10 protein-coding genes are annotated in these 11,718 nt (G+C 75.2%); 6 read left to right on the forward strand and 4 right to left on the reverse strand.

Annotated elements, in window-relative coordinates:
* The first annotated feature begins 27 nt into the window (after positions 1 to 27).
* Complete coding sequence (locus WCD74_RS09625) at positions 28 to 1,155, forward strand: baeRF2 domain-containing protein (protein WP_337694621.1); 1,128 nt, start codon at positions 28 to 30, stop codon at positions 1,153 to 1,155.
* Between the two features lie 45 nt (positions 1,156 to 1,200).
* On the opposite strand, the gene sthA is transcribed toward WCD74_RS09625, so the two are convergent.
* The gene (gene sthA / locus WCD74_RS09630; protein WP_337694622.1) at positions 1,201 to 2,613 is read right to left on the reverse strand and encodes a Si-specific NAD(P)(+) transhydrogenase; all 1,413 of its coding nucleotides are present in this window, start codon (positions 2,611 to 2,613) and stop codon (positions 1,201 to 1,203) included.
* 217 nt (positions 2,614 to 2,830) lie between these two features.
* Here sthA and WCD74_RS09635 point away from each other — a divergent pair, with 217 nt between their 5' ends.
* Positions 2,831 to 3,865, forward strand: coding sequence for a DUF4192 domain-containing protein (locus WCD74_RS09635; protein WP_337694623.1), 1,035 nt, complete (start codon positions 2,831 to 2,833; stop codon positions 3,863 to 3,865).
* Here WCD74_RS09635 and WCD74_RS09640 read toward each other — a convergent pair.
* The 3 genes from WCD74_RS09640 to WCD74_RS09650 are packed head-to-tail and all read right to left on the reverse strand — an operon-like array spanning position 3,855 to position 6,182.
* On the reverse strand, positions 3,855 to 4,502 hold the full coding sequence (locus WCD74_RS09640) for an HAD hydrolase-like protein (RefSeq protein WP_337694624.1): 648 nt from the start codon (positions 4,500 to 4,502) through the stop codon (positions 3,855 to 3,857). The genes WCD74_RS09635 and WCD74_RS09640 overlap by 11 nt on opposite strands.
* Positions 4,499 to 5,467, reverse strand: coding sequence for a UDP-glucose 4-epimerase GalE (galE, locus tag WCD74_RS09645; protein ID WP_337694625.1), 969 nt, complete (start codon positions 5,465 to 5,467; stop codon positions 4,499 to 4,501). Before galE ends, WCD74_RS09640 begins: the two co-directional genes overlap by 4 nt.
* Position 5,468: 1 nt before the next feature.
* Positions 5,469 to 6,182, reverse strand: a complete 714-nt coding sequence (locus WCD74_RS09650; RefSeq protein ID WP_337694626.1) for an iron-dependent transcriptional repressor DtxR — start codon at positions 6,180 to 6,182, stop codon at positions 5,469 to 5,471.
* A gap of 73 nt (positions 6,183 to 6,255) precedes the next feature.
* Here WCD74_RS09650 and WCD74_RS09655 point away from each other — a divergent pair, with 73 nt between their 5' ends.
* From WCD74_RS09655 to WCD74_RS09670, 4 genes are all read left to right on the forward strand, one after another.
* Complete coding sequence (locus WCD74_RS09655; RefSeq protein WP_337694627.1) at positions 6,256 to 7,161, forward strand: sulfurtransferase; 906 nt, start codon at positions 6,256 to 6,258, stop codon at positions 7,159 to 7,161.
* A 74-nt stretch (positions 7,162 to 7,235) separates the two neighbouring features.
* Positions 7,236 to 8,402 carry an acetoin utilization protein AcuC gene (locus WCD74_RS09660; protein ID WP_337694628.1) on the forward strand — a complete coding sequence of 389 codons (1,167 nt, stop codon included), beginning with the start codon at positions 7,236 to 7,238 and terminating at the stop codon, positions 8,400 to 8,402.
* Between the two features lie 3 nt (positions 8,403 to 8,405).
* A complete protein-coding gene (locus WCD74_RS09665; RefSeq protein WP_337694629.1) occupies positions 8,406 to 11,147 on the forward strand; it encodes a bifunctional acetate--CoA ligase family protein/GNAT family N-acetyltransferase in 2,742 nt (913 codons plus the stop codon).
* Between the two features lie 56 nt (positions 11,148 to 11,203).
* Complete coding sequence (locus WCD74_RS09670; RefSeq protein ID WP_337694630.1) at positions 11,204 to 11,695, forward strand: hypothetical protein; 492 nt, start codon at positions 11,204 to 11,206, stop codon at positions 11,693 to 11,695.
* The last annotated feature ends 23 nt before the right edge of the window (positions 11,696 to 11,718 follow it).

The following is an 11,718-nucleotide window of genomic DNA, read 5'->3' on the forward strand; positions in this document are numbered from 1 at the left end:
TCCGGCGGCCAGGAGGAGGAAGACCAGATGGACCTGTCGCGCACGCGGGAACTCTTCGAGCGGCCGGGCCCGTTCGCGACGGTGTACCTGGAGGCGACGAACCCGGGCGAGAACGCCGCCAAGCAGACCGAGCTCCGCTGGCGGGGGCTGGCGGACTCGCTGACCGAGCAGGGCGCCGACGACAAGACGATCGCCGCCCTCGAGGAGGTCTTCACCAGCACCCGGGGCGGTGACCTGGACGCCTACGGCCGGGTGGTCGTCGCGGCCGGTGGCGAGGTGCTCCTCGACGAGGCGGTCGAGGGTGTCGACCGCTCCGGCGACACCGCGACCTGGTCGCCGCTGCCGGAGCTGGGGTCCTACTTCCGCTCGCAGTCGGGCAGCGTCCGGGTGGTGCTCGCGGTCGTCGACCAGACCGGCGGCGACGTCTACCAGGTGGTCGCGTCCAACGTCGAAGGCGCCCGCGAGGTCGACGAGGAGACGATCCGCGGTTCGGCCGTCGAGTCGGTGCACAAGCCCCGCGAGGGCGGCAACGCCCACAAGCAGCGCCAGCGCCGCCACGCCGAGGCGAGCTACCAGAACGGCGCCGACGTCGCGAAGGGCATCCAGTCCGCCGTGTCCTCGTTCCGCCCGGAGATCATCGTGCTCGCCGGCGAGGTCAGCGGCCGCGAGGTCGTCCGCCACGAGATGGGCAAGGGCCTGCTGGAGATCACCCGCGAGATCGAGGCGGGCAGCCGGGCGGCCGGGGCGAGCGAGGACGCGCTCGAGGACGCCCTGCTCACCGAGGCCGGTCGTGCCGCGACCGCCCAGGAGACCTCGGTCCGCGAGCGGTTCCACGAGGCCAAGGCGCACAACAACGCCGCCGAGGGCCTCGAGGCCGTGCTGGAGGCGGCCCGCGCGGGCGCGGTGGAGACGCTCCTGCTGGTCGACGCCGCGCCGGTCCCCGGCGAGCTGTGGACCGGCTCGACCCCGGAGGCCATCTCCACGGAGAAGGACCGCGCGGCGTCGCTCACCGACGGCGAGGTCGTCCAGCGCCCGGCCGAGCAGGTGCTCCTGCGCACCACCGGGGCGCTCGGCGGGTCCGTCGCGGTCCTCGGGGCCGGGACGGAGCTCACCGACAACGTCGGCGCGCTGCTGCGGTTCCCCGTCGGCGGCTGAGCATTCCCGACGGCGGGTGCCGGGGCACCCGCCGTCGGGACCGGCTCAGGCGAACGCCTGCAGCGCCCGGATCTTGTTCGTCGCGTCGAGCGCGGCGACCTTGTAGGCCTCGGAGAGCGTCGGGTAGTTGAGCACCGCGTCGACGAGGTAGTCGACGGTGCCGCCGCAGCCCATGATCGCCTGCCCGACGTGCACGAGCTCCGTCGCCGACGTGCCGAACACGTGCACCCCGAGCAGGGCGTGCGTGTCCGGGGAGACCAGCAGCTTCAGCATCCCGTAGTCGTCGCCGACGATCTGGCCGCGGGCGAGCTCGCGGTACCGCGCGATGCCGACCTCGTAGGGCACGGCGGACTCGGTCAGCTCCGCCTCGGTGGCGCCGCAGTAGGACACCTCCGGGATCGTGTAGATGCCGTAGGGGGCGAGGGTGGCGTCGCCGTGCCCCGCCGGCTCGTCGAACGCGTGGTAGGCCGCGAGCCGGCCCTGCTCCATCGACGTCGCCGCCAGGGCCGGGAACCCGATGACGTCGCCCACCGCGTAGATGTGCGGCACCGACGTCCGGTAGTGCTCGTCGACCGCCAGGCGCCCCCGCGCGTCCGCCTCGAGCCCGGCCTTCTCGACGGCGAGCTCGTCGGTGACACCCTGCCGTCCGGCCGAGTACATGACCGTCTCCGCCGCGATCTTCTTGCCGCTCGCCAGGGTGGTGACGGTGCCCTTCTCGGACACGCTGACCCCGGAGACCTCCTCGCCGAAGCGGAACGTCACCGCGAGGTCGCGCAGGTGGAACTTCAGCGACTCGACGACCTCCGTGTCGCAGAAGTCGAGCATCGTCGGGCGGCGCTCCACCACGGTGACGCGCGTGCCCAGCGCCGCGAACATCGAGGCGTACTCGATCCCGATCACGCCGGCGCCCACCACGACCATGCTCGCCGGGATCGCCTCCATCGCGAGGATGCCGTCGGAGTCGACCACGCGGCGGTCGTCGAACTCGACCGTCGCCGGGCGGGCGGGCTTCGTCCCGGTCGCGACGACGATCTTCGCGGCGGTCACCGTCTGGTGCTCCCCGCGGCGCTCGCCGAGGACCTCCACCGCGTGCTCGTCGAGGAACCGCGCCTCGCCGGAGAGCAGGTCGACCCGGTTGCGCTGCAGCTGGTTGCGGATCACCTCGACCTCGCGCCCGATGACGAAGTGGGTGCGGGCGAGCAGGTCCTGGACGGTGATGTCCTGCTTGACGCGGTAGCTCTCGCCGTAGAGGCCGCGCATGGCGTAGCCGGTGAGGTAGAGGACCGCCTCGCGCAGCGTCTTCGACGGGATCGTGCCGGTCTGGGTGCAGACCCCGCCGACCATCCCGCGCCGCTCGACGATCGCGACCCGCTTCCCGAGCTTCGCCGCCGCGATCGCGGCCTTCTGTCCGCCGGGGCCGGAACCGATGACGAGCAGGTCGTAGTCGTGGCTCTCCACGCGGTGACTCTGACCGGTGGCCCCGGCAGGGGCAAGCACCGGGACGTGACGGCCGGGTGAAGGGTGCCCGTGGCCGGTCCGGTCCGGCGGCCGATCGGGTGAACCACGGATCTGGTCGGGACCGGCGCGAGTCCAGGCCGGTGTGAGCACCCGGAAGACACGTACCCGTACCCCTGCCCGCCGACGGACCACCGGGAGCGCCGAGAGCGCCGAGACCGTGGTCGTCCCGATCGCCGACCCGGCCGACCTCGTCGCGTCCCTCCCGCCGCTGTTCGGCTTCACGCCCTCGGAGTCCCTGGTCGTCCTCGCGATGCACGGTCGGCCCCGCAAGCGACGGCTCGGCGCCTCGCTGCGCGTCGACCTCGGTCCTCCCGAGCAGGACCGGGCCCTCGCCGGGGCCGTCCGCGACCACCTCGTCGCCACGCGACCCGATGCCGTGGTGGTCGTCGTGCTGTCCGCCGCGGACCCCGGCCCGGACGGTCGCCCGCCGCACGCCGGCCTGGTGGAGGCGGTGACGGACGCCTTCGCCGAGGTCCGGGTCCCCGTGGACGGGGCGACCTGGGCGGAGCGCGTCGCGGCCGGCGCGCCCCACCGCTGCTACGAGCGCTGCGCCTGCTCGGGCACCCTCCCCGATCCGGCCGGCACGCGGACCGCGGCCGAGTCGACGGGCCTGGGGCGCGTCACGTACGGCTCCCGCGGCGACCTGACCGCCGCCCTCGCGGCCGAGCCCGCCGCGGACTCGCCGCGGCGCCGGGCCCTCGTCGACGAGGCGCTCGAGGCCGCGACGCTGGACCGCGAGCTGACCGGCCGGGCGGCGGCCCGGCGCGACCTGGAGGCCGTCCGGCGGGCCGTCGCCGAGGTGGGGGCGGGCGGCGTACTGACCGAGTCCGAGGTTGCCCGCCTGGCCGCGGCGCTGTGCGACCCGCACGTGCGCGACATGTGCCTCGGGTTCGCGGTGGGCTGCGACGACGACGTCGACCCGGGGCACGCCGAGGAGCTCTGGCGCGTCCTCGTGCGCAGCGTCCCCGCCCCGGAGGTCGCCGAGGCGGCGACGCTGCTGGCCTTCGCGACGCTCCAGCACGGTGGCGGCGCCGCCCTCTCCACCGCGCTCGAGCGGGCGCACCGGGCCGACCCCGGGCACCGGTTGAGCTACCTGCTCGAGACCATGCTCGCCGCCGGGCAGACCCCCGAGCAGGCCCGACAGATGGTCGTCCGGGCGGTGCGGGAGACGAGTCGGCTGATCAGCGCCTGAGCTCGTCCAGGGCGGCCGGGATCTCGGCCGGGTCGGTGACGACGGCGGCCGCGCCCGCCGCGGTCAGCTCCGCCCGGCCGCCGAAGCCCCACGTGACCCCGATGCACGGCAGACCGTGGGCGCGGGCCCCCTCGACGTCGTGGCTGCGGTCGCCCACGAGCCCGACGACGGGCCCGGTGTGGGCGGCGATGGCCAGCCCGACGACGGCCGCCTTCCCCTCGACGCCCTCGCCGGCGCCGGACACCCCGCCGGCGAGGTACTTGTCCAGCCCGAGGTGGGCGACGATCACGTCGGCGTACTCGGCGGGCTTGCTCGTGGTCACGGCCAGGGTGTCCCCGCGGGCGACGAGCTCGGCCAGCAGGTCGGGGACGCCGGGGTAGACCTCGACGTCGAACATCGCGCCGCCGCCGTAGCACTCGCGGTAGGCGGTCATCATCGCGTCCGCGGTGGCGGCGTCGACGCCGAGGACGTCGCGGAACGCCCGCGGGAAGGGCGGGCCGATGAGGGCGCGCAGCTGCTCGGCGTCCGGCTCCGGGACGCCGACGGCCGCCGCCGCGTGCCGGATCGACGCGCGGATGCCGGGGCCGGAGTCGACCAGTGTGCCGTCGAGGTCGAAGCAGACGAGCGGGGAACTCATGCGGGGACCCGGGACCGTGCGAAGGCCCAGGCGTCGGCGACGATCCCGTCGAGGTCGCCGCGGGTCGGGGTCCAGCCCAGCCGCTCGTGGGCCCGCGCCGCGGAGGCGACCAGCACTGCGGGGTCCCCGGCGCGGCGGGGGGCGACGGCCGCGGGGATCGGGTGACCGGTGACCCGGCGGCACGCCTCGATCACCTCGAGCACGGAGAAGCCGGTGCCGTTTCCGAGGTTGCAGATGAGGTGCTCACCCGCCGGGGCGGCGTCGAGGGCGCGCAGGTGGGCGTCGGCGAGGTCGTCGACGTGGATGTAGTCCCGCACGCAGGTGCCGTCGGGGGTGGGCCAGTCGTCGCCGTAGATCGCGACCTGCTCGCGGGTGCCGGCCGCGACCTGGAGCACGAGCGGGATGAGGTGGGTCTCGGTGGTGTGCCGCTCCCCGAACGCCCCGTGCGCGCCCGCGACGTTGAAGTAGCGCAGCGACACCGCGCCCAGCTCCCGCCCCGACGCGGCCGCGTAGGAGGTGATCGCGTGGTCGATCGCGAGCTTCGTCGCGCCGTAGGGGTTCGTGGGCCGGGTGGGGGAGTCCTCGGTGATCGGCGAGGTCTCGGGCTCGCCGTAGGTCGCGGCCGTCGAGGAGAACACGAGCCGCGGGACCCGGTGCGCGCGCACCGCGTCGAGCAGGGCGATCGAGGTGACGACGTTGCCGTGCCAGTACTTCGCCGGGTCCACCACGGACTCGCCGACCAGGGAGCGGGCCGCGAAGTGCAGCACGCCGTCGTAGCCGTCGGCCAGGACGTCGGCGGCCGCGACGGCCACGTCGCCCTGCACGAACGCGGCCCCGGCGGGCACCGCGTCGCGGTGGCCGGTGGAGAGGTCGTCCAGGACGGTGACGTCGTGGCCGGCGTCGAGCAGGTGCGCGGTGCACACGCTGCCGACGTAGCCGGCCCCGCCGGTGACGAGCAGCTTCACCTCAGACCGCGCGGACGAGCACCGCGTGGGCGACGAGCGGGTCGACCTCGGAGCTGCGGCCGCCGGAGCCGATGTTCACCGCGTCCCCGAAGCGGGGGATGGCCACGACCTCCACGTCGCTGCCGGGCAGCAGCCCGGCCGCCTTGAGCCCGGCCATGAGCGGCTCGTTGAGCTGCACGTGCTCGGCGATGCGGCGGATGACGACCTTGCCGCCGCCGGCGCGCGCGAACTCGTCCAGCCGCACCAGCCCGGCCTCGTCGGGGGTCGGCGTGCGGGTGGGCAGCTCGGTCTCGTTGCCGCGCAGCTCGTCGAGCCCGGGGATCGGGTTGCCGTAGGGCGAGACCGCGGGCTCGCCGAGCAGCGCGAACACCTTGCGCTCGACGGCGTCGCTCATCACGTGCTCCCACCGGCAGGCCTCGGTGTGGACGTGCTCCCACTCCAGCCCGATGACGTTCACCAGGAGCAGCTCGGCGAGACGGTGCTTGCGCATCACCGACACGGCCTTGCCGCGGCCCTCCGGCGTCAGTTCGAGGTGACGGTCACCGGCCACGTGCACCAGCCCGTCGCGCTCCATGCGCGCGACCGTCTGGCTCACGGTCGGTCCGCTCTGCTCGAGGCGCTCGGCGATGCGCGCCCGCAGCGGCACCACCCCCTCCTCCTCGAGCTCGTAGATGGTCCGCAGGTACATCTCCGTGGTGTCGATGAGGTCGTTCATCCCCACCCTCCTTCGTCCCGATCACCATCGTACCGAGGAGCACCACCGCGCCCGGAGCAGGCACGATGGTCGGGTGCCGAACACCCAGGGGCCGCTCGTCAACGCCGCCGACCTCGTCGCGGAGCTCGCCGACGGGCCCGCGGGCACCGGCGGCCGCCCGGTCGTCCTCGACGTCCGCTGGCGCCTCACCCCGCCGCCGGCGAAGCGCGCGCGCCGCCGCCCGGACCCGGTCGGCGAACCGGACTTCGACGCCGGGCACGTGCCGGGCGCGGTGTTCGTCGACGTCGACTCCGAGCTCGCCGGGCCCCCCGGGCCGGCGGGCCGGCACCCGCTGCCCGACCCGGACGACCTGCAGACCACGCTGCGCCGCGCCGGGATCGGACGGTCGGACCCCGTCGTCGTGTACGACGGCGTCGGTGCCGGCGACGGCATGGCCGCCGCCCGCGCGTGGTGGGTGCTGCGGTGGGCGGGCCTGGGCCCGGAGCGGGTCCGCGTCCTCGACGGCGGGTTCGGGGCCTGGACCGCGGCGGGCGGGGAGTCCTCGACCGTGTCCGGCGGCGTGCGCACGCAGGGCGACGTGGACGTGAGCGGCGGCGGGATGCCGGTGCTCACCGCCGACTCGGCCGCCGCCGTGGCCCGCGACGGCACACTGCTCGACGCCCGTGCGGCGGAGCGGTTCCGGGGCGAGACCGAGCCGATCGACCCGGTCGCGGGGCACGTCCCGGGCGCGACGAACCTGCCGGTCGCGGGCCTGCTGGCCGACGACGGCCGGTGGCGGCCGGCGAGCGAGCTGGCCGGGCTGCTCGAACCCGTCGTCGGGACCGTGACCGGGGCGTACTGCGGCTCCGGGGTGAGCGCGGCGATGCTGGTGCTCGCCGCCGAGATCGCGGGGCTGCGCCCGCCGGGCGACCCGGTCGGGCTCTACGTCGGCTCGTGGTCGAACTGGGTCGCCGGCAAGCGGCCGGTGGAGACCGGCTGACGGCCACCCCCTGGTCGACCAACCCCCGGGTCGACCGAAGGGACCCTTCGCTCGACACCGGTAGCGTGCCGCCCATGCGCGCCACGGTCGTCTGGGACGAGGCCCTGCTGGCCTACAAGCTGTCGAACGACCATCCGCTGCACCCGGTCCGGCTGGACCTGACGATGCGGCTGGCCCGCAGCCTGGGCGTGCTCGAGGGCGTCGAGCCGCTGATCCCCACCCCGGCGCCCGACGAGGAGCTGGAGCGGGTCCACGTCGCGTCCTACCTCGACGCGGTGCGCCGGGCGCCGAGCCACGGCGACGACCCCGTCCACCAGCTCGGCACCACCGACAACCCGATCTTCGAGGGCATGCACGACGCGTCCGCGCTGGTGGCGGGGGGGTCGATCGCGGCCGCCCGGGAGATCGCCGAGGGCCGCGCCGACCGCGCGGTGAACCTCTCCGGCGGTCTGCACCACGCCATGCGCGACCACGCGTGGGGCTTCTGCGTCTACAACGACTGCGCGATCGCCATCAGCTGGCTGCTCGACCACGGCTACACCCGCATCGCCTACCTGGACACCGACGTGCACCACGGCGACGGGGTGCAGGCCGCGTTCCTCGACGACCCGCGGGTGATGACGATCTCGGTGCACCAGCACCCGCGCACGCTGTGGCCCGGCACCGGGTTCGCCTCCGAGCTGGGCGACGGCGCCGCGGCGGGCACCGCGATCAACCTGCCGCTGCCGCCCGGCACCCGCGACCAGGCCTGGCTGCGGGCCTTCCACGCCGTCGTGCCCGGCCTGCTGCGCGCCTTCGAGCCGCAGATCCTCGTGACCCAGTGCGGCGCGGACACCCACCACGAGGACCCGCTGGCCGAGCTGAGCCTGACCGTCGACGGCCACCGCGCGATCTACCGGGCGTGCCGCGAGCTGGCCGCCGAGTACGCGGGCGGGAAGTGGCTCGCGCTCGGCGGCGGTGGCTACAACCTGATCCGCGGCGTCCCCCGGTCCTGGACCCACCTGCTCGCCACGGTCCTCGACCGCGACGTCGACCCGGACCGGACGATCCCGGCGGAATGGACGTCACACGCCGCCACGCTGACGAACCGCGCCGTGCCGACGACGATGACGGAGGAGGCCCCCACGGACTGGACCCCGTGGGGCGGCTACACCGAGGTCGACGTGGACCGCTTCGTCCTGGAGACCCGCCGTGCGGTGTTCCCCCTGCACGGCCTCGAACCGCAGAACGTCCTGGACTGACCCATGAGCTCATCCCCGGCCTGGTCGACCACCGAGGTCTCGAACCTCGACGCGGCCACCACCCCGGTGACCGCCGTGCCGGACGCGCCCTACCCGCGGCACTGGGAGGCCGACGTCGTCGCGGCCGACGGCGTCACCGCCCACCTGCGCCCGATCACCCCCGACGACGCCGACGACGTGGTCGCCTTCCACGCCCGGCTCTCCGAGCGGACCCGCTACTACCGCTACTTCAGCCCCTACCCGACGATCCCGGCGCGCGACCTGAAGCGGTTCGTCGAGGTCGACCACCACGACTCGGTGGCCCTGGTGCTGTGGCTGGGCACGGAGATCATCGCGATCGGCCGCTACGTGCGGCTGGGGTCGGAGGACCCGTCCGCGGAGGTCGCGTTCGTCGTCCGCGACGACCACCAGGGCCGCGGGCTCGGCTCGATCCTGCTCGAACACCTCGCCGCCGCGGCGGAGGAGGTGGGCATCAGCCGGTTCGTCGCCGAGGTGCTCTCCGAGAACCGGGCGATGGTGCACACCTTCCGGCAGGCGGGCTACGACGTGACCCGCTCGCTGGACGGCTCGACGCTGCACCTCGAGTTCGACGTGGCCGCGACCGACCGCTCCACCGAGGTGCGGCGCTCGCGCGAGCAGGCCGCCGAGGCCCGCAGCGTCGCGAACGTGCTGCACCCGCGGTCGGTGGCCGTGGTGGGGGCGTCCACCGACGAGGCCAAGCTCGGCCACGTCGTGCTGCGCAACCTGCTGCTCGGCGGCTTCACCGGGCCGGTCTACCCGGTCAACCCGGAGGCCCGGTCGGTGCGCGGCGTCCGCGCCTACCCGACCGTGCCGGACATCCCCGACGAGGTGGACCTCGCGGTGCTCGCGGTGCCGCCCGAGGAGGTCGCGGGGGTCGTCGACGGCTGCCTGGCCAAGGGGGTCCAGGGCCTCGTCGTCGTGACGTCGGGGTTCGGCGAGGCGGGGGAGGAGGGCATCGCCCGGCAGCGCGAGCTGGTGACGCTCGCCCGTGCCCGCGGGATGCGGGTGGTCGGGCCGAGCGCGCTCGGCGTCGTCAACCTCGACCCCGCGACGCGGCTGAACGCCTCGCTCGCCCCGACGGTGCCGCCCGCCGGCCGCGTCGGGTTCTTCTGCCAGTCCGGGGCGCTCGGCATCCAGATCCTCGCGACGGCGGCCCAGCGCCGGCTCGGGCTCTCCACGTTCGTCTCGGCCGGGAACCGCGCGGACCTCTCCGGCAACGACCTCATGCAGTACTGGGACACCGACCCCGCCACGGACGTCGTCCTGCTCTACCTGGAGAGCTTCGGCAACCCGCGGAAGTTCGCCCGCGTCGCCCGGCGGCTGGCCCGCCGCAAGCCGGTGGTCGCGGTGGCCTCCGGCCGGCACGCCACCCCCGGTCTCGCGGCGAGCACCTCCCCGCTGGAGGAGGCCTCCGTGGCCGCGGTGTTCGACCAGTCCGGGGTGATCCGGGTGAACTCGGTCGACGAGCTGTTCGACGTCGCGCTGCTGGTGGCGAACCAGCCGCTGCCGCAGGGGCCGCGGATCGGCGTGGTCGGCAACTCCAGCGCCCTGGGCGTGCTGGCCGCCGACGTGGCGCTGGCCCACGGCATGCACCTGGCGTTCCCGCCGGTGGACGTGGGCGCGATGGCCGATCCGGCCGAGCTCGCCGACGCCGCCCTGCGCGCGCTGGAGGACGACGCCTGCGACGCGCTGGTGATCGTGTTCTCCCCGCCGGTCGCCACGGACGGCGCCGCCCACGCGGACGCGCTGGCCGAGGTCGTGACGAGCGCCGACAAGCCGGTCACGACGACGTTCCTGGCCTCGGCCGGGGTGCCCGAGCACCTCGTCGTGCCCTCCGAGCACGGCGGGACGGCGGTGCCCGCCCGCGGCAGCGTCCCGTCCTACCCGTCGCCGGAGCGCGCGGTGCTCTCGCTCGCGCGGGTGGTGCGGTACACGCAGTGGCTGGAGCGCCCGGTCGGCGACTTCGTGGTCCCGCCCGGCTGCGACCTCGCCGCGGCACGGGCGTTCGTGGACGAGCTGGGGGAGCTGGAGACCGCCCTGGTGCTCGACGACGACCAGGCGGCGGAGCTGCTCCGCCGCGTCGGCGTCCACGTCGCGCCGTTCCGGCGGGCGCGCACCCGCGACGAGGCGGTCGAGGCCGCCGGGGCGTTGCGCGGGTCCGCGGTCGGCGGCGAGGTCGTCGTGAAGACGGTGGTGCGCACGTGGCGGCACCGCACCGACCTCGCGGGGGTGCGGACCGGGCTGACCGACGACGAGTCCGTGGCCTACGCCTACCAGCAGCTGGTGGAGCTCTCCGGGTCGCCGGAGGTCGACGTCCAGGTGCAGGTGCCGCCGGGGATGCCGGTGGTCGTGGAGCTGCGCGACGACCCGTCGTTCGGGTCGCTGGTCTCGTTCGGCCTGGCGGGCGTGGTGACCGAGCTGCTCGGTGACCGCGCCTACCGCGCGACCCCGCTCTCGACGATGGACGCGCACACCCTGGTCCGAGCGCCCCGGGCCGCTCCGATGCTCGACGGCTACCGCGGGGCGCGCCCGATGGACCTGGCGGCGCTCGAGGACCTGCTGCTGCGCGTCGGGCAGCTCGCCGACCACGTGCCGGAGCTGCGCTCGCTCGTGCTCGACCCGATCCTGGTCGCCGAGCGCGGGGTGCACCCGACCTCCATGCGCGCGGTGCTCGGGCCGCCCCCGGGCCCGCGCGACGCCGGGCCGCGGCGCCTGGGCGCGTAACCCGTGTGCGTGACGCTCACGGCCGCGGTCGGGGTTCCGCGCGACGATGCCGGGCGATGCGTGCCGTCGGGATGATCGTGCTGCTGGCCACCGTCGTGCTGTTCGCGGCCGGGTGCTCCTCCGGGGGCTCCAATACGCCGAACCCGCCGACCCCGCCGTCGTCCCCCTCGTCCCTGCCCACGGGCGCGCCGCCCGGCGGCACCTCGACGCCGCCGGTGCCGGTGGATCCGCTGGTCGCCGACCCGCCGCCCGGCGGCACGGCGCTCGAGGCGTCCCGGGTGACGACGACGGGTCTGCCGGCGGGCTTCCCGACGCTGGTCTGGACCCGCGACGACCGCACCGTCGGGGTGTACGGGCGGGCCGGCGGGTGCACCGAGGCGACGGCGGCCGTGGTCGAGCAGACGGCGGAGGCGGTGACGGTCCGCGTCACGCAGACGACCACGTCGAGCGGGCCGTGCACGCGGGAGCTGCGCTACCCGGCGTTCGAGCTGCCGTTGGACGCGGACCTGGGGCAGCGGCGCGTGGTGCTCACCGGCGAGCAGCGGTAGGAGGTCGAGAAACCGGGACGGCC

This window comes from Actinomycetospora aurantiaca (assembly GCF_037401875.1).
In the GTDB taxonomy this organism is placed as follows: Bacteria; Actinomycetota; Actinomycetes; order Mycobacteriales; family Pseudonocardiaceae; genus Actinomycetospora; species Actinomycetospora aurantiaca.